Origin of the sequence: Hydrogeniiclostridium mannosilyticum, from assembly GCF_003268275.1 — a bacterium.
GTDB lineage: Bacteria > Bacillota > Clostridia > Oscillospirales > Acutalibacteraceae > Hydrogeniiclostridium > Hydrogeniiclostridium mannosilyticum.
On the sequence record NZ_QLYR01000005.1, the window covers coordinates 162,054 to 180,842 of the forward strand.

Consider the following 18,789-nt stretch of genomic DNA (forward strand, 5'->3'; position numbering starts at 1 on the left):
AATTGTGCATAGTGCATTTTCCCGGCGTGTTCAGCCAGAAACCAATTGAATAACTTCCTAGAAGAATTTTTCACCGCCCGTAAATGCACGACAGAAGTAAGTATATCGGGTCATTGATGGAAAGAAGCAAAGGAACACCACGGGGCCCGGCTTTAAGCCGTGAGCAGCGCCTCTTTCAACACAGCGCCAATCCCCTCAGCCATACACATAAACCCCAGGTCATTGGGATGGCAATTGTCCACCGTTCCGCCGTCGCCGCCAAACTTTAATAAAAGCTTGCTGCCATCGATAAAATAAACATGATGGTCTCCGCGCTTAAGCGCATTTTGAAATGTTGTTTCAATAATCTCAAGCCGCTGTTTTTCCGCCTCTGATAGGCGGACTTTAGGCCTTGAAACCATGATGACCGGCAGTTCCGGGTTTTGTTCTCGGATGCGCAGGAACATCCTTTCATGGGTATTACTCAAATGCCGGACCTCCGGCGCGTTATGGTCATAATCGTAAACAAATACAGACATTGGCAAACCGGCAATATAGTCGGCCATCAGGTCTTCTCCTTTTGCGCTTCCGGAAAAGCCCAGATTGATATAATCACAATCTAATTTGCGCGAAAGGATGCTTTGATATGCATTTCCGGGACGTGAAGCGCACCCTCCTTGTGTAATGGAGGAACCGTAATAAACAACAGGGGTTTTATATTGATATTCCCGGCCTATATTGACGGTTGAACCGGACTGCAGGCCAATTTCGAGTGACTGAACTCCGCTGTAAAGCGGAAAATTAATCATTATTTCACGCTCTGAGACACTGTCCAATTCTAATAATGAGTTAAAGGTGCTGCTTAAATCATAGGGTGGAATAAATGTACCGGCATAAATCATCCCCTTACCTTCGTCATAATACAGATCAAACCCGGCACTACCGGTCAACGTAATATGCGAAGCCCGATAGATAAAGTCCATCTTGGCCCGAATGGCAATATACGGCGAATTCGTTCGGAAACGCACCCGCCCCCCCGCTGTATTATGGTTTAAAGCGGCAACGTCCTGATTAATACCTTCAGCCACACGCGCAGGGATGCGTAAAAAAGAGGAGCCCGCGCTTTCCGGCAAAAGCAACCCATAAATCTGAAAGGGCTCTTGTAGGCAGGAATAAAAAATAACATCGTCATGGGTTTCCACTTGAGTTTCCTTAAAATTTTGATCTATCTCTTCAATTTTAGCCATATAACAATCCCCTTTTTGACTATAAATAACAAATTAACCTACGAAAACCAGTTATCAAATAAGCTAATCACATCGGATAACACTATATTATAAAAACGGCCAAGCCGCTGTTCAAAAAGCTGACCTCCGGATAGGTTACCAAAGGTTATGGGCTTTCAGGTCCTCAGTTTCATTTCCATGCTTTAAAATCATTTTTACTCCATCCACTTACTGCTTTTAACCGAAATGCCCCGTCCTCTCCTTTTTCCCTGGCACTTCGCTTTCGCAGGATAGACAGCGCCTAAAAAGTTTATTGAATTATATCAAATAAATATTTCCGATAAACCAAGTATTCGCTATGCGTTTTTTCCACATTTTTTCAAAATATTTGCTTTGCCGCCGCCTAAAAGATAATTTAAAAAGCTACTCAGCCATAAACAGAATAGCTTTTACCATTTGGTATATTTAATAAGTAGCGCTTAAGGGGTTCAATTGACTCATTCCCTTGCCGTCGAGTTGATCGATATAGGGAATCGCTTTACCGGCTCCCTGAACAACACAATACTGAGGATCTTCTGCCACATGAATTTTCATTTTAAGCTTTCGTGAAAGCAGCTGCGCAAAACCCGGAATTTGTGCTGAACCTCCTGTGAGGAAGCCCCCCTCCTCATAGATATCTCCCATAAGCTCTGGAGGCGTACCCTCCAGGATTTGCTGGCAAAGCTTAATGATTTCAACCGCTGGCTCGATCATGGCCTCCAGAAGCTCGTCGCTGTTGAGCTCTGCCCACTGGGGCAGACTGGTTACAGCGTTGCGCCCCTTGACACGATGAACCATTGGCTCCTGTTGCGGATAAAGGCAACCAATGGCTATTTTTGCATCCTCTGCCATGCGTTTACCAATCATCAAATTATATTTTCGGCGTACAAATTTGATAATTGCCTCGTCAAACGCATCACCGCCGATTTTTATAGAACCGCTCATCGAAATTCCGCCCAATGACAAAACGGCAATATCCGTGGTACCACCGCCGACATCAATCACAAAGCTTCCGTGCGGGGTAAAGATATCAATACCGGCACCCATCGCCGCGGCTACGGGCTCTTCTATCAGGCAGACCTTCCGCACGCCAAATGAGCTGACAGCGTCCACTACCGCGCGTTTTTCCACCTCGGTGACTTCGCAGGGAACGCTTACTACAACACGCGGCATAAAAACCCGGCTGCCGCAAATTTTTTTTAGATGATGGTTGATTAAATACTGGGCCAAATCAAAATTGGATATTACGCCGTTATTTAGAGGCTGCACAACATCAATTTTGGCGGAGGTGCGCCCCACCATGGCATATGCGGCGTTTCCGGTTGCCAAAACTTCATCCGTAGCCTTATTTACAGTGACCAGCGAAGGCTCGTCAACGATTACACCTTTTCCTTTTGCATATATTTTGATGTGGGATGTTCCAAGGTCAATTGCTAAATCCGTCCCTACCAAATCATCACATCCTTCATTAAGCTCATTCTATTATAATACGTCGCTTTCTTCTTTTCAATCCATTGCGGCAAGCAATTTCCTGAATAATCAGGGGGCTTCTTGTACCCCGTCCAGTTCTGCCGATGCGGCAGCCGCGCAGACCACAGCTTCCGCCCCATGCCGGTACAGGACGGAGGCACATTCATCAAGCGTAGCGCCGGTGGTGACTATATCGTCAACCAGCAGGATCCGCTTTTCCTTTACCGGAACCTTTCCCGTGAAGCAGTAAATCCCCTTGACGTTTTCACGCCGCTTGGCTTTATCCAGAAAATGCTGCTGAGAATGGCTGTCACGCTTTCCCAGGCATGATATAACCGGCGCCGAAAAATGCTTTGCCATTGCGTTTGCCAGCAGTTCCGCCTGGTTATACCCTCTCTTTTTCAGCCTCTTCTTAGACAGCGGCACAGCAACCAACATATCCGGCAGAAAATCGGGCTTTTGTTCGCGAAAAGCTTCTGCCATTGCACAGCCGTAAAAGCTTGCATATTCCCGGTAGCCGTTGAACTTGAAACGGATGATGGACTCCCGGACCGCGCCCTCATAGGCGTAGGGAGCAACACAGCTGGAACACGCCGTTTCTCTTAGGATGGAAAGACGCGGATTCCCCTTCCGGCAGTCCTCGCATAAGGGACTGTCCGACAGCAAGATTTGATTGCATAACACACAGCGCTGCGGAAAAATCAGACGCAGCAGATCATTAAAAAACGATTTCATTTTGGCTCTGCCCTTCCGACTCCGTTAAAAAATAGTACAGCCCGGAATAGCGCTTTGTTTTCCGATCGTTCTCCACCATCTTTTCAATTGTGGCACGAACACCTGCCAGAACCAACAGGTTTTTAGCCCGTGTAATCGCCGTATACAGCAAATTACGGTAATAAAGCTGTGACGGCCCCGGAAACATGGGAATAACCACCGCGGGGAACTCGCTCCCCTGGCTTTTGTGTACCGTCATTGCATAAGCAAGCTCCAGTTCTCCGGCAATTTCAAACTCATAGCCGACAATTCGGTCGTCCATCTGAACCGTCAGCAGGGATGCCTGCCGGTCGATCCCGCACAAAATGCCAAGGTCGCCGTTAAATACGCCTTCCCCGGTAGTCCCGTCCAGTTTGGTCCACATCAAATTATAATCATTCTTAATCTGCATAACCTTATCTCCCTCGCGGAATAGGATCCCGTTTAATGTAATTTCCTTCTTTTCCTTCGCGGGGGGGTTAATCGCCGCTTGAAGCTGTTTATTGAGCTCATTCGTCCCCACCTCTCCTTTGCGCCCGGGCGCAAGCACCTGAATGTCGGTCAAAGGCGAGTAACCGTAGCTTTTAGGCAGGCGAACGGCAGCAAGGTCAACAATTAATCTGGAAAGCTCCTGCACATTCCCACAGGGTAAAAAGAAAAAATCATTGCTGCGTATATTCAGCTCCGGCATTTGGCCGGCAACAATTTTATGCGCGTTTGTTACAATTAGGCTTTGCAGCGACTGGCGGAAAATTTCGTCGAGCTGCACAACAGGCAGTAAACCGGAAGCAATTAAGTCCCCCAGCACATTGCCTGCGCCAACGCTGGGGAGCTGGTCACAGTCGCCGACAAGCACGAGACGGCAGCCAAGAGGCAGGGCCCGGAGCAACGCATCGAACAAATTGACATCGACCATGGAGAGCTCATCCAGCACCAACGCATCGCAGTCCAATAAATTTTTCTCATTTTTGGCAAATACGGGGCGGTCATTTTCATCCCACTCTACTTGCAGCAGGCGGTGGATCGTCTTTGCTTCTTTTCCTGTCAGTTCGCTCATTCGCTTAGCGGCACGGCCGGTAGGCGCCGCGAGCAGTACTTTTTCCCCCTTGCGTTCTAAAATCTGAATAATAGCATTCAACGTCGTTGTTTTGCCTGTCCCGGGCCCCCCTGTTAAAATCAGCAGCCCCTTGGAAAGCGCCTGCCGGATTGCTTGCTTCTGTTTTTCTGCATACTCCAGAGCGCTGTCCCGCTCAATTTCCTTCATACAGGCATCGATGCCCACGATTTCCTGCGGAGGATAACGGAGCATCATTAAAATCCGGCTGGCGATATAGATCTCAGAGCGGCACATTTTCGGCAGAAAAAGGTAGTCGCGCCCATGAAAAGTACGGCTGTCCAGGGTTTGCTCCTGCTTCAGTTCGTCAATAACGGAGGAAATCAACGCCGGATCCACTCCAAGCATGTGGGCTGCGGTCGCACCGAGCTTGTCCGCGGGAATACAGGTATGTCCATTATTAAGATTGTGCTTAAGCACATAAATAACACCGGCCCGCAGGCGGCAATGGTCGTCCTGCGGGCGTTCCAGCATTGCCGCAATGGAGTCCACCCGTTCAAAGTCCACGCCAATGCCGTCCTCACACAGGCGGTAGGGGTCCTCCTGAAGCAGGTCCATGCAAGCAGGCCCGTAAAACTTCCATATTCGCACCGCCTCCTCTGGGCCGATGCCATATTTACTCAGATAGGCCATGATGTCCCGTATGCCATGCTGCTGATTAAATTCATCGCTGATTTTCTTCGCCTTGGCACGGGTAATCCCTTTAATAGTTGTCAGGCGTTCCGGTTCCTTTTCGATAACCTCCAGCGCATTCTCGCCAAAGCACTCCACGATCCTTTTGGCCATGGTTGCGCCGATGCCTTTGAGCGCTCCGGAGGACAAATATTTTAGAATCGCAGCGGAGCCGGAGGGCTTTGATTGCTCAAAGGCCTCCACCTTAAATTGGGTACCAAAGCTTGGATGCTTTACCCAGGCGCCGACAATGTGCAGCGCCTCACCCACACTGACCCATGGCATCGTACCCACAGCGGTGACAATTTCCTGTCCATTGTCAATTTCCAAAATAGTGTACCCGTTTTTTTCATTGCGGAAGATGATAGTCTCCACGCTGCCGGTCATCTCAAAAAGCTCTGATCGTTCCTGCATCATATACCCTCATGTTCTCTTTATCGAAAGTCTGTTTCCCTTCAATAAATTTAGTATAATACAATCCTTATGTATTTGCAAATGAACGCTTCAAAAGATTTGCCAGTTCTTCTTCGCTGCATATCTCCACCATCTGCGTGTCTCTGGCTGTCAGCTTGCAAACCCGCTTTGTTTCCTCATCCATGCCGCGGTCCAGGCAAAGTACCTTTTTCTCTTCTGTCCCCCCATACATGCGAAGCCGGTGAACAGCGCCTCGCAACGCGACTTCAGCTTCCTTTTCATGCCCATGAAAGGAAAACACAAAATAGATTTTCCCCTTCTTTTTACTCTTTAGCAGCCACAGCCACAGCCAGCGCCCGACTTCGGCGATGCCGATAATTGCCAGAAGTGCAAATATGAGCTTCCACATAAAAAATCACCTCGCTACATCTTATGTAACGGGGTGATTTTGGTTCCTAAAATGAAAATCACTATTTCAGCGCAGCCATCAACAAGCCGGCCCGGTCTGTCTTTTCCCAGGAAATATCCACATCCTCCCGGCCGAGCTGGCCATAGTTGGAAATTTGCCGGTAGATCGGGCGGCGCAGGTTTAACTCCCTGATAATTGCGCTTGGGCGAAGGTCAAAAACCTTTCTTACCGCCTCCGCCAGCTGCTCGTTCGTATAAGATGATGTGCCAAAGGCCTCTACCATGATGGAAATCGGGTGCGCGACTCCAATTGCGTAGGCAAGCTGCACCTCGCATTTTTTTGCCAGTCCTGAGGCGACAATATTTTTAGCCACATAACGTGCCGCATAGGCCGCAGAACGGTCTACCTTCGTTGGGTCCTTGCCTGAAAAAGCGCCGCCGCCATGCCGTGCATAGCCGCCATAGGTGTCGACGATGATTTTTCGCCCCGTAAGCCCCGAGTCCCCCACAGGGCCGCCCACCACAAAGCGCCCGGTGGGATTTACATAAAATTTTGTCTGCGCATCTAGCCAATGGGCCGGAATTACTGCTTTGACAACATGCGCTACAATATCCTTGCGGATTTGCTCCAGGGTAACCTCAGGGTCATGCTGTGTCGAAACCACTACCGTATCCACACGCACCGGCTTATTATCGTGATATTCAACCGTCACCTGAGCTTTTCCATCCGGGCGCAAATAAGGGAGCTCTCCAGCTTTTCTGGCCTCGCTTAAACGGCGGGTAATTTTATGGGCCAGCGAAATTGCAAGCGGCATAAGCTCCGGGGTTTCATCGCAGGCAAAGCCAAACATCATTCCCTGGTCGCCCGCGCCGGTTTGGTCGTCTTCATCCGTCGAGCCGTTTTGTGCCTCGTAAGACTGGTTCACCCCCATGGCAATGTCCGGAGACTGCATGTCAATGGAGGTCAGAACACCGCAGGTATTGCCGTCAAACCCATATTTGGGGTTGTCATAACCTACCCCCTTAACGACATCCCGTACAACAGCAGGAATATCCACATAGCATTCTGTGGATATCTCGCCCATCACGTGGATGACGCCCGTTGTTGCAGTTACCTCGCAGGCTACATGCGCCTGTGGATCCTGCGCCATAATCTGGTCCAGAACAGCATCGGAGATCTGGTCGCATAGCTTGTCTGGATGCCCTTCCGTTACAGATTCAGAAGTAAAATAGTGTTTAACCAATTTAATTGCCTCCTTTTTATTTCCTCATCGCGTTTTAATACAAAAAACAAAACCGTTCGGAGAAATCCGAACGGTTTTTATCCACCTCATCTTTCGGTTCCCCGCAGGATTTAGCACCTTGCCATATGTATGCAGGTTGCCGGGCATCACAGGGCCTGTTCCCTCCGCCGCTCTTGATAAGGAATATTCATTTTTTATTATTATAACACAAATACCAGTCTTGTCAAGAAACGCTTCAAAATAGGTTTTTCAGGAAAAAACTGTCAAGATAGGCTCAAGCCTGTAATCTGAGGCTGAATTTACGGAAGAACGGGAGCAACAGCCGGAAAACAACGCCGGCAATCACACTGTTCAGTGCCGCTTTCAAAAGATTGAAGGGAATAACGCCGATCCAAATGAGTGTGTCCATTGTTGCCTTGGGAATCCCGTAAATATTTACGGTAAAAATATAATTCATTGGAATCATTAAAATAGTCATCGCAATGGTTCCTAGTACCATGCCAATAATGGCATCCCGCATTTTCTGGCGACGCTTATAAAATTCCCCGACCAAAACGACCAAAGCCCCGGAGGCTACAAAGTGCATTACCAGACCGACCCAGCCGTCCGGGCTAAACAAAAAGGCCTGGATGGTGGAAACCAGGAACAGCACTACCAGCGCTGGAACCGTACCAAAAACAAGAGCGGCAATCAAAATTGGCACATCCGCCATGTCGTAAATCAAAAAGCCCGCCGCAGGAATAAGCGGGATTCTGACAAACGCGACCAGCACGACGGAAATTGCGGTCATCATCGCCAACTGCGCCATTTGAATGACATTTGTTTTTACGTTTTCTTTCATAAAACTGCACTCCTTTTGTGCTGCCTTTGCGCCAAAAGAAAAATCCCGCAGTAAAAACACTGCGGGACAAAACAACGTAATAAATACGCCATTCTTCTTCCATCCGGACTATACCGTCGGCTTTGGAATCACACCAAATCAGCTTTCGCGCGCGGGCTTGTCGGTTAAACCGCATTACCGCCGGTGGGGAATTTCACCCCGCCCCGAAGACAGCTTATTAATTTATTGATGTTATTATAGCAGCCTGTTACGTTTTTGTCAATCCTTCTGTAAATATTCCTCCGGGATACTCCGGTTAACCATTTCGTGGATATAATCCAAGCTGAAGTCGGGCGTACGCTGACGAACGCCATGTGCCGCTGCCAGCTCAGCCGTATACTCTGACAATGGATAAATGGTAATATCGCTGTAGCCTCTGTTATAGTGGGTAACGATCGGTTTAAACTGCATGCCGTCAAATACAACCTTGTCGGATCCGGGTTCTTTCGTCATCGTGACCGTCAGCAGGCCGCTGACCAGATTATAGCCATACGCCTGGGCAGAGACAAAATTACCGAATGCGTAGATTACCGGGCACTTCGTCCCGTCGGAGCGGGTCAATACGGTAAGCGGTTGGATGACATGGGCATGGTTGCCAAAAATAATGTCGGCCCCCCAGTCCACCATCTTTTGCGCCAGCTCCTCCTGATTCGGGGTGATCTGCGTGGTGTTTTCATTTCCCCAATGAACCGAAACCACTACCACGTCCGCCATGGATTTCGCTTTCTTAATCAGGCGCTCCATCTCCTCGGCCTCACTTGTATATACAACCCGCAAGTCCGTCCCCTGCGGCAGGCTGAGCCCGTTTGTCATCTCTGTAAAAGCGAGATGCGCCGTCTTAATCCCTTTGCTTTCCACAATTCGGATACGCTCCAGATCCTCCGTGTTCCGGTACGCGCCGATTACCTCCACCGGCTGGGTGTCCCAGTAATCCAGCGTGGCAATTAGGCCGTCCGTTCCCTTATCAAGCACATGGTTGTTTGCATGGCAGATCACATCGAACCCCAAGTCCACCAGGCTGTCCCCCACCTCTGTGGGGGAATTGAACATTGGGTAACCGGAAAGCGGCAGAATTTTACCGGCTAAAACCGTCTCCTGGTTTATGACAGCAATATCGGCGCGCTGAATATCCGCCTTCACCCGCTCATAAACCGGTGTAAAGTCATACCCCTGCCCACCGGTTCTTTTATTCGCCTGAATATAAATTCCGTCGTGAATCAGGTTATCCCCCGCGCCTAAAATCGTGATGGAAACAGGCTCCTCCGGTTCCGACGAAACCGCTTCGGGTTCGGAAGGCGCTTCCGGCGCCTCACTTGCAGGCAGGCTGCTGGCCTGCCCTGAAGAGACTTCTCCCTGAATGCCCGATGTCAGCCCAGTGTATTGCAACACAAGATAAGCGCAAATTCCCAAAATGCAGCACACAGCAACGATACCAACGCCGGCGACGATTTTATTGGGGAATATCGGAGTCTTATTGATGGGCATTGACCGGTATTTCTTAGACATTTTTCTGTGTTTTTTCATCTTTTTCACCTATTATTCTGAATATGAGCTGATTATAGCATAAACTTTTACAGAATCCTAGTAAAATGGCAAAAAATATCCTCTTTTCAAAAAAAGATAAAAACGGCTTGCATTTAATAGGGCTTTATCTTAAAATAGAATAGTAAATTGTGTTTCAGGTTCCTACAGAGCTGATAAAGGAGCAGGATGTATGATGAACAGTGCCTTCTTCATTCAGATATTCCTTTTGCTTCTCAAACGGCTGGGGTTGCCTGGGCGCCAGTTCAGTAGAATAAAGGCTGCGCCGTTTCGCCGCAGCCTCTTTTGATGCAAAAGGAGAGATGTTTTGTATGGCAGAGAAAAAAGTAGCAATTATCATGGGAAGCGACAGCGATTTTCCAAAGGTAGTTCCTGCAATCAAGCGGTTAAAAACATTTGGGGTACCGGTCGAGGTCCATGTAATGTCGGCTCACCGCACGCCGCAGGCTGCGGCAGATTTCTCTGAAAAAGCAGCAGAAAACGGCATCGGCGTCATCATAGCGGCGGCAGGAAAAGCCGCTCACCTGGGCGGCGTACTGGCTGCGCACACCACTCTCCCGGTCATTGGCATTCCCGTCAAATCCTCCACATTGGACGGCCTGGACGCGCTGCTTGCAACTGTGCAGATGCCCTCTGGCATTCCGGTTGCTACCGTCGCTATTGATGGGGCGGATAACGCCGCTATTCTGGCCGTTCAGATGCTGGCGCTTTCCGATAAAGGCCTGGCGGCACAGCTGGTACAGATGAAAAAAGAAATGGCGGAGGGCGTCGCTGAAAAGGATGCAGCCATTCAGCAGGAAGTTGAGTGTTTATAATAATGAAGCAGGATGAGGAGAATGAACATGAAGACAAAAAGCTTTAGTGACAGCTATAAAAATGCAGGCGTCGATGTAACCGCGGGCTACAAGGCCGTTGAATTGATGAAAAGCCACGTGGCCCGTACCACCATACCGGGAGTTGTTTCTGGTATTGGCGGCTTCGGCGGCCTGTTCCAGCCCAGCCTAGCAGGTGTTAAGGAACCCATCCTCGTCAGCGGTACAGATGGCGTAGGAACCAAGTTAAAAATTGCCTTCCTGATGGATAAGCATGACACCGTAGGCATCGATTGTGTTGCCATGTGTGTCAACGACGTTGTCTGCTGCGGCGCCGCACCCTTGTTCTTTCTGGATTATCTTGCGGTTGGCAAAAATGTGCCGGAGCGTGTCGCTGAAATTGTCTCCGGTGTAGCGGATGGCTGCGTAGCCGCCGGCTGTGCGCTGATCGGAGGCGAAACCGCTGAGATGCCCGGTTTCTACCCTGTGGACGAATATGACCTGGCCGGCTTTACCGTGGGCATGGTAGACCGTGAAAAGGTTGTTGACGGCAGCAAGCTGCAGGCCGGCGATGCCTTAATCGGCCTGGCCTCCTCCGGTGTTCATTCCAATGGCTTCAGCCTGGTACGGAAAATTTTCGACATCAGCGAAAAAAATATTAGGACCTATGTGCCTGAGCTTGGGAAAACACTGGGTGAAGCGCTGCTTACCCCCACCAAGATTTATGTAAAGCCCGTTCTTTCCGTTATGCAAAAGTTTGCTATTCATGCCGTTTCTCATATTACCGGAGGCGGCTTTTATGAGAATGTTCCCAGAATGATGAAGCCCGGCCTCAGCGCTAAGATCGATTTAACCGCTTTTCCAAAGCCTGCTGTTTTCTCGTTGCTTCAGGAAAAGGGCTGCATTCCCCCGCGTGAAATGTACAATACCTTCAACATGGGCATCGGCATGTGCATGGCAGTTGAGCAAACCGACGCCGACGCGGCTCTTTCCGAGCTGAAGGCCGCCGGTGAAGAAGCTTACATTATTGGCGAGGTTGTAGCCGGAGACGAGGGGGTCGTACTGTGCTAAATATTGCGGTACTGGTATCCGGAGGCGGCACCAACCTGCAGCATTTGATTGACTTTGAAAGGGCAGGCGAACTTGCTAACGGAAAAATCAAGCTTGTACTCGCCAGCAACCCAAATGCTTTTGCTTTGGAGCGTGCCCGGAGTCATCATATTGCCACCGAAGTTTTACGGCGTACCGAATATGAGGACCTGGCGTCCTACGATCATGCGCTTGTCACTGTATTGCAGAACCATCAGATTGACCTTGTCGTGCTGGCCGGCTTTATGACTATTTTCGGCCAAGAGGTCTGCGATGCTTACCCCAACCGTATTGTCAATGTTCACCCCTCCCTAATCCCTTCCTTTTGTGGGAAGGGATTCTACGGCTTACATGTACATGAGGCTGCCCTGCAGCGCGGGGTCAAGGTTACGGGCGCCACGGTGCATTTTGTCAACAACGTATGCGACGGCGGGCCTATCATTTTGCAAAAGGCTGTCTCCGTGCACGAGGACGACACGCCGGAAACCCTGCAGAAGCGGGTGATGGAGGAAGCTGAGTGGCACTTGCTGCCTCAGGCTGTTTCCCTGATCTGCGACGAAAAGGTCCAGGTTGTTGACGGCATCACTCATATTCAAGAATAAAGGAGAGACCACTGATGAATATACAGGAATTGGGCAAAGAGCTTTCCGCAACCAGCTATCCGGGCCGCGGTATTGTGCTGGGCCTTTCAGCCGACGGTAAAAAGAGCATCATTGTTTATTTTATTATGGGACGAAGTGAAAACAGCCGCAACCGCGTCTTTGAAAAAACAGATACCGGCATCCGTACCAGGGCCTTTGATGAGTCCAAAATGACGGACCCTTCGCTCGTCATCTATCATCCGGTCCGTACCTTCATGCAGCAGACCATTGTTACAAACGGGGACCAGACAGACACTATCGACGACTATTTAACTCAGCAGAAAACCTTTGAGGAGGCGCTCCGCACACGTACTTTCGAGCCCGATGCCCCCAACTTCACGCCGCGTATTTCCGGCATTGTCGACCATGCTACCGGAGCCTATAAATTGTCCATTCTTAAAAGCAGCCGTCACGACGCCGCTTCTGTACAGCGTTTCTTCTTTGAATATCCGCAGCCCAAGGCTGGCGAGGGCCACTTTATTCACACATATATGGGCGATGGAGACCCATTGCCTTCCTTTGAAGGGGATCCTACTCCTGTTTCCCTTCCCACCGGCTGCGGCTCCCTGGCCGATTTTGCATGGAGCCACCTGGACCCGGATAATAAAGTCAGCCTGTTTGTCCGCCTGATTGACCGGCAAAGCGGCGAAGTCTCGGACACTATTATTAACCGCTATTGATTATCTTCTGATATATTGTGGAAAAGAGGAAATGAACATGGCAAAAGAACTATTGCTGAAATACGGCTGCAACCCCAACCAAAAGCCCTCCAAAATTTTCATGAAGGACAACCGGGAGCTTCCCATTGAGGTTCTGAACGGAAAACCCGGCTATATCAATTTTCTGGATGCCTTCAATAGCTGGCAGCTGGTCAAGGAGTTGAAAGAGGCTACCGGCCTCCCTGCCGCCGCATCTTTCAAGCACGTCAGCCCTGCAGGAGCCGCTGTCGCTGTTCCCATGAGCGATACGCTTAAAAAAATCTATTTTGTGGACGACCTGGCTCTCTCACCGCTTGCTACCGCTTACGCGCGTGCACGTGGCGCCGACCGCATGTCCTCCTATGGCGACTGGGTTGCGCTCTCCGACACCTGCGACAAGGAGACGGCAGCCTTAATTGCCCGTGAGGTGTCCGACGGTGTAATTGCGCCCGGCTACACGGACGAAGCATTGCAAATTCTGAAGGGCAAACGCAAGGGCAATTATAATGTTGTTAAAATTGACCCAAGCTATCAGCCGAATCCGGTAGAGCAAAAGGATGTATACGGCATTTCCTTTGAGCAAGGACGCAATGAGGTAAAAATAGATGCAAATATGTTGCAGAATATTGTCTCGGACAATCAGAATATTCCCGCCGAAGCTGCCCGGGATCTCATTATCTCTCTCATCGCCCTGAAATATACCCAGTCCAATTCTGTGTGCTATGCAAAGGATGGACAGGCCATTGGCATCGGTGCGGGCCAGCAAAGCCGGATTCACTGCACACGCCTGGCTGGTAATAAGGCAGACATATGGTTTCTTCGCCAACATCCCCGGGTTCTTGCCCTCCCCTTCCGCAAGAATATCCGTCGTCCGGACCGCGACAATACGATTGACGTTTATATTTCCGATGATTATATGGACGTTTTGGCGGACGGCGTTTGGGAAAATTTCTTTGCTGAAAAGCCCGAACCGCTTACCCGTGAAGAAAAACGGGCTTGGTTGGATCAGCTCTCCGGTGTTTCACTGGGCTCAGATGCCTTTTTTCCCTTTGGAGACAACATTGAACGCGCCCATAAAAGCGGCGTGCAATACATTGCCGAGCCCGGCGGTTCTATCCGCGATGACAACGTCATAGAAACATGTAATAAATACGGCATTGTTTTGGCGTTTACAGCGCAGCGGCTGTTCCACCATTGACATTGTTTCCAATAAAACTGGCCGTGAAGGCCGTTCCGGCCAAGGGCAGCAACTAAAGCGATGAAAAGGAGCGAAACGAATGGATATATTAGTAGTTGGCAGCGGTGGCCGAGAGCACGCCATCGTCAGAAAGCTAAAGGAAAGCCCGCGCACCGGAAGGCTGTATTGTGCCCCGGGGAACGGCGGCATCTCAAAGGATGCTGAGTGTGTGCAGATTTCTGCAATGGATCTCGACGGAATCGTTGCCTTTGCGGCAGAGAAAAAAATTGACCTGGTTTTTGTTGCGCCGGACGACCCGTTAGCCGCCGGCCTGGTAGATCGCCTGGAGACCGCCGGGATAAAGGCCTTTGGACCGCGTGCAAATGCAGCGCTGATTGAGGCCAGTAAGGTTTTTTCAAAAAATCTGATGAAGAAATACCATATTCCCACTGCGGCCTACGAAGTCTTTCATGACCCACAGAAGGCAATAGCCTATATTGACAAACAGGGAAAATACCCGGTTGTTGTAAAAGCTGACGGGCTTGCCCTTGGCAAAGGTGTGTTGATTTGCACTAACCGTGAGGAAGCCGTACATGCCGTACAGGAGATTATGGAGGATAAAGTCTTCGGTGCTTCCGGGGACCAAATTGTCGTCGAAGAATTTATTACAGGCCCGGAGGTTTCCGTGCTGGCCTTTACAGATGGTAAATGTGTGAAGCCGATGGTCTCCAGCAAGGACCACAAGCGTGCGCTGGACAACGACAAGGGGCTGAACACCGGCGGTATGGGAACCATCAGCCCCAATCCCTACTATACCGAGGAAACAGCCGAGCTTTGCAGGAAAACCATCTTTGAACCCACCATTCGTGCCTTGCAGCAAGAAGGGCGCCCTTTCAAAGGCTGTCTCTATTTCGGGCTCATGCTTACCGCAGACGGACCGCGCGTTATTGAATACAACGCCCGTTTTGGTGACCCTGAGACACAGGTTGTTCTCCCCCGTCTTAAGACGGATTTTGTGGATATCCTCATGGCTGTTATAGAAGAACGGCTGGAAGATCTGCAAATTGAGTGGAGTAATGAGGCCTGTGCCTGTGTTGTAATGGCCTCCGGCGGTTACCCCGGCCATTATGAAAAAGGTAAATTGATTACAGGCCTGAAAGCGGACGGCCAGGCCGAGGGTGCCGTCGTCTATCATGCCGGTACGCTTTGCGAACAAAATAGTTTTTATACAAACGGCGGCCGTGTATTGGGTGTGACGGCCCTGGGAGATTCTTTGGAGGAAGCCCTCTCACAGGCTTATGCAGCCGTTCAAACCATTCGGTTTGAGGGTGCTCATTATCGGACGGATATTGGAAAGATAAAATAAAGAACTTCGCGTTAAGTGTTATACGGACAGCGGTTATTTTGCCGCTGTCCGTATTTTTATGCCGCAGCGGCTTCGCAGGCCTCAGCGCTTAAATATTTTCCTCCGGGACAAGAAAATCTCCTGTTCTTTTCGCATAAATAAGACGGGCTTTGAATACCAATGGGATTAGAACTATAAACAGAGGAGGAAGAGCCTTTATGGATTATATGATGGACCGCGGTATGCTGGGGCTACAGGAAGTCATCTATGACGGCTGCCAGGAGCAGGCGGTAGATCTGGACATCAGCCTGCCGGACTACTGCCCGGATATTCAGAAAATCCTGAAATGCCAGGTATACCCATGTATTACCAACCGCGCGATCATGAACGACCAGCTGACCCTGGAAGGAAATTACACCGTAAAAGTCTTCTATTTGGATTCCGTCGGGAATACCGTACGCTGCTGTGAAAACAGCCGTCCGTTTTCCGCGACCATCACACTGAAGCAGGCGGTTGACCGGGCAAGAATCAAGGCCTGGACGCGTGTAGAGTATATCAACTGCCGGGCGACAAGCTCACGCCGTCTGGATATTCACGGAGCCTTTTCACTATGTGCAAGGGTAACTGCCCGCAGTGAATACAGTGTCATCAGCTCGGTAAACGATGCCGACGTCGAACAGCAAATGGACGAGGTCGCCTTTACCCAGCTGGAAACTAGTGCCGTCCAGACCTTCAGCGTTGAAGAGGTTTTAGAGCTCCCTGCAGGTAAGCCGGAGGCTGAGACGATATTGCGGAGCGATGCCACTGTAAACCTGCAGGACTTTAAGATTGTGGCAAATAAAATTATGCTAAAGGGCGACGTGGAGCTTAAGCTGCTGTATAATTCCAGTCTGGACGACACCCTGCTGGAATCTATGGAATATGCCATCCCTTTCAGCCAAATGATTGATGTAACCGGTATTGAAGAGGATTTCCGCTGTGACATACGCGTATCGGTGGTACAAACAGAGATTCAAATTAAAAATGATTATTCAGGTGAAAAGTTCTTCTTTGATTCTCAAATTAAGCTATGTGCCCTACTCACCGCATACAGCGACAGTAATCTCTCTATTGTAACGGATTCCTATTCCAAGAGCTTTGAGCTAAATATTGACTATAGCCAAAAGAATTTCGAACGGCTGGAGGACCTCTTTTCCGAGACAACTATACAAAAAAATACCATTTCCACCGATGTGGAAATCAGTAAAATGATCGATGCTTGGAGTGAGATGTGTACCGTTGAAGCTGTTTTGCAGGAGGGCGAGCTCTGCCTGCGCGGGAAATACAACCTCTGTATTCTGGCCCTCAATGCCTCGGGAACTCCTATGTACCTAGAGCGGGTAATCGACTATGAATATAAGCGCCCCTGGAAAGGTGAAGGCCCCATTCTATGTGATGCTGAAGGGCTTGTCACTGGAATCAGCTACCGCATCTCGGCCTCAGAACTGGAAATCAAGGTGGAGCTGCGCCTGACGGCCGCTGTCTTCTGCCAGCAGGCCTGCCGGTTTATTGAAAATCTGACCGCTGACGAAAATAAGCCCCGCGAGCAGGATTCTTCTGCCGCTCTAAGCCTTTATTACGCCGAGAAGGGCGAGCGTCTCTGGGACATTGCCAGGGCTTACTGCACCTCGGTAGCCGCTATTCAGCAAGAAAATGAAATGGAAGATGATATTGTGGAGAACAGGGGTATGCTGTTAATTCCAATAACTATGCATTGTTAAGGGGGTGTTAGAATATGGAAGAACGCAATATTTATAATGACATTTCCGAGCGTACCAACGGTGATATTTACATAGGCGTTGTCGGGCCGGTTCGCACCGGAAAATCTACCTTTATTAAAAAATTTATGGATACCATCGTAATCCCAAATATTGAAGGGGAATTTAAGCGGGACCGGGCGGTCGACGAAATGCCACAGTCTGCGGCCGGCCGTACAATCATGACAACAGAGCCCAAATTCATCCCGGAACAGGCTGTTTCTGTAAAGATTGATTCCTCCGCAGCGTTCAGCGTCCGTATGATCGACTGTGTGGGCTATATTGTTCCCAGTGCTCTCGGTTATATTGAGGGCGATCAGCCGCGTATGGTGATGACCCCCTGGTACGACGAGCCTATCCCCTTCAATATGGCGGCAGAGATCGGCACCAAAAAGGTCATTACCGAGCACTCTACTATTGGGCTTGTCATCACAACGGACGGTTCCATCAGTGATATTCCCCGCGATGAGTATGAGGAAGCCGAAGAGCGGGTAATCGGCGAACTGAAGGATATTAAGAAGCCGTTTGTCGTTCTGTTAAACTGTACCTACCCCAACTCCGCTGAGGCTCAGGCGCTTGCCGCACAGCTTTCCGAAAAATATGCCGTACCCGTCCTCCCTGTCAACTGCCTGGAACTGGAGGACCGGGAGATCCGCGAGATTCTTTCTAAAATTCTCTATGAGTTTCCGGTAAAGGAAATCAAGGTTGATATGCCCAAGTGGCTCTCAGGCCTTGAGAAAAGCCATTGGCTGCGTGGCGCTGTTTACAGTACCATCCAAAAATCTGCTGCTAAGATTACACGGATCCGTGAAATCAACGGCGTAGTAGAAGAGGTAAAAAAATGCGAATATATTGAGAACGTCTCCCTTACCTCCATCTCCCTTGGCAATGGCAAAGCCCGCATGAACGTCACGCTGCAAGGTTCGCTGTTCTACAAAATACTCGGCGAAAAAACCGGAATCAACATAGAGGACGAGGGCGGCCTGATGGAATGCATGCTGAATTTTGCCGAGATGAAAATGAAGTATGACAAGATTAAGGATGCCTATGATGAAGTGCAGAGTACCGGATATGGCATCGTTATGCCCGGCATCGACGAGCTGACGCTTGAGGAGCCGGAAATTATCAAACAAGGCGGCAAATACGGCATCCGTCTGAAGGCCGCTGCCCCATCTATCCATATGATGAAGACCAGCATCACCACAGAGGTTACCCCTATTGTTGGTTCAGAGCAGCAATCCCAGGAACTTGTCATGTACCTGCTTAAGGAATTTGAGGAAAACCCGGCTAAGATTTGGGAATCCAACATCTTCGGCAAAAGCCTGCATGAGCTTGTCAACGAGGGCCTGCACAACAAGCTCTACCGTATGCCGGGAGACGCACGGGATAAGGTGCGCGAGACCATTGAACGTATTATCAACGACGGCTGTAACGGCCTGATCTGCATCATTCTGTAATCCTTCAACCCTCTTCCTTCTAAAAAATCCCTG

General features: G+C 49.7%; 16 protein-coding genes and 2 riboswitches. Of the genes, 8 read left to right on the top strand and 8 right to left on the bottom strand.

Translation table 11 applies throughout. The annotated features are described in order from the left end of the window. Positions 1 to 152: 152 nt before the first annotated feature. The 8 genes from DPQ25_RS09300 to DPQ25_RS09335 form a co-directional block, all read right to left on the bottom strand. Positions 153 to 1,226 carry an SGNH/GDSL hydrolase family protein gene (locus DPQ25_RS09300; RefSeq protein ID WP_112332892.1) on the bottom strand — a complete coding sequence of 358 codons (1,074 nt, stop codon included), beginning with the start codon at positions 1,224 to 1,226 and terminating at the stop codon, positions 153 to 155. 444 nt (positions 1,227 to 1,670) lie between these two features. Next, positions 1,671 to 2,696, bottom strand: coding sequence for a rod shape-determining protein (gene mreB, locus DPQ25_RS09305; protein WP_112332893.1), 1,026 nt, complete (start codon positions 2,694 to 2,696; stop codon positions 1,671 to 1,673). An 87-nt stretch (positions 2,697 to 2,783) separates the two neighbouring features. Then, positions 2,784 to 3,449 carry a ComF family protein gene (locus DPQ25_RS09310; RefSeq protein WP_112332894.1) on the bottom strand — a complete coding sequence of 222 codons (666 nt, stop codon included), beginning with the start codon at positions 3,447 to 3,449 and terminating at the stop codon, positions 2,784 to 2,786. After that, entirely contained in the window at positions 3,433 to 5,667 is a 2,235-nt protein-coding gene (recD2, locus tag DPQ25_RS09315; protein WP_112332895.1) for an SF1B family DNA helicase RecD2, read from the bottom strand. Before recD2 ends, DPQ25_RS09310 begins: the two co-directional genes overlap by 17 nt. 67 nt (positions 5,668 to 5,734) lie before the next feature. Beyond that, complete coding sequence (locus DPQ25_RS09320) at positions 5,735 to 6,076, bottom strand: hypothetical protein (RefSeq protein ID WP_112332896.1); 342 nt, start codon at positions 6,074 to 6,076, stop codon at positions 5,735 to 5,737. A gap of 61 nt (positions 6,077 to 6,137) precedes the next feature. Next, positions 6,138 to 7,319, bottom strand: coding sequence for a methionine adenosyltransferase (gene metK / locus DPQ25_RS09325; protein WP_112332897.1), 1,182 nt, complete (start codon positions 7,317 to 7,319; stop codon positions 6,138 to 6,140). 83 nt (positions 7,320 to 7,402) lie between these two features. Beyond that, positions 7,403 to 7,502, bottom strand: a riboswitch (SAM riboswitch). A gap of 91 nt (positions 7,503 to 7,593) precedes the next feature. Then, positions 7,594 to 8,160 (bottom strand): ECF transporter S component, encoded by a 567-nt coding sequence (locus DPQ25_RS09330; RefSeq protein WP_112332934.1) that lies wholly within the window; start codon positions 8,158 to 8,160, stop codon positions 7,594 to 7,596. 87 nt (positions 8,161 to 8,247) lie between these two features. Continuing rightward, a riboswitch (FMN riboswitch) is annotated at positions 8,248 to 8,375 on the bottom strand. 43 nt (positions 8,376 to 8,418) lie between these two features. Then, positions 8,419 to 9,723 carry a CapA family protein gene (locus DPQ25_RS09335; protein ID WP_112332898.1) on the bottom strand — a complete coding sequence of 435 codons (1,305 nt, stop codon included), beginning with the start codon at positions 9,721 to 9,723 and terminating at the stop codon, positions 8,419 to 8,421. Between the two features lie 329 nt (positions 9,724 to 10,052). Between DPQ25_RS09335 and purE the strand changes: the two genes are divergently transcribed. The 8 genes from purE to spoIVA all read left to right on the top strand — a co-directional run bounded on the left by purE (position 10,053) and on the right by spoIVA (position 18,756). Beyond that, positions 10,053 to 10,556 (top strand): 5-(carboxyamino)imidazole ribonucleotide mutase, encoded by a 504-nt coding sequence (gene purE / locus DPQ25_RS09340; protein ID WP_242978282.1) that lies wholly within the window; start codon positions 10,053 to 10,055, stop codon positions 10,554 to 10,556. Positions 10,557 to 10,583: 27 nt separating this feature from the next. Further along, positions 10,584 to 11,624 carry a phosphoribosylformylglycinamidine cyclo-ligase gene (purM, locus tag DPQ25_RS09345; protein WP_112332899.1) on the top strand — a complete coding sequence of 347 codons (1,041 nt, stop codon included), beginning with the start codon at positions 10,584 to 10,586 and terminating at the stop codon, positions 11,622 to 11,624. After that, positions 11,618 to 12,244 (top strand): phosphoribosylglycinamide formyltransferase, encoded by a 627-nt coding sequence (gene purN / locus DPQ25_RS09350; RefSeq protein ID WP_112332900.1) that lies wholly within the window; start codon positions 11,618 to 11,620, stop codon positions 12,242 to 12,244. Before purM ends, purN begins: the two co-directional genes overlap by 7 nt. A gap of 14 nt (positions 12,245 to 12,258) precedes the next feature. Then, positions 12,259 to 12,963 (top strand): IMP cyclohydrolase, encoded by a 705-nt coding sequence (locus DPQ25_RS09355; RefSeq protein WP_112332901.1) that lies wholly within the window; start codon positions 12,259 to 12,261, stop codon positions 12,961 to 12,963. A gap of 37 nt (positions 12,964 to 13,000) precedes the next feature. Further along, a complete protein-coding gene (locus DPQ25_RS09360) occupies positions 13,001 to 14,179 on the top strand; it encodes a phosphoribosylaminoimidazolecarboxamide formyltransferase (protein WP_112332902.1) in 1,179 nt (392 codons plus the stop codon). 79 nt (positions 14,180 to 14,258) lie between these two features. Further along, positions 14,259 to 15,524 carry a phosphoribosylamine--glycine ligase gene (purD, locus tag DPQ25_RS09365; protein ID WP_112332903.1) on the top strand — a complete coding sequence of 422 codons (1,266 nt, stop codon included), beginning with the start codon at positions 14,259 to 14,261 and terminating at the stop codon, positions 15,522 to 15,524. 197 nt (positions 15,525 to 15,721) lie between these two features. Further along, the gene (locus DPQ25_RS09370; RefSeq protein WP_112332904.1) at positions 15,722 to 17,263 is read left to right on the top strand and encodes a DUF3794 domain-containing protein; all 1,542 of its coding nucleotides are present in this window, start codon (positions 15,722 to 15,724) and stop codon (positions 17,261 to 17,263) included. Between the two features lie 14 nt (positions 17,264 to 17,277). Then, a complete protein-coding gene (spoIVA, locus tag DPQ25_RS09375) occupies positions 17,278 to 18,756 on the top strand; it encodes a stage IV sporulation protein A (protein ID WP_112332905.1) in 1,479 nt (492 codons plus the stop codon). Positions 18,757 to 18,789 lie beyond the last annotated feature (33 nt).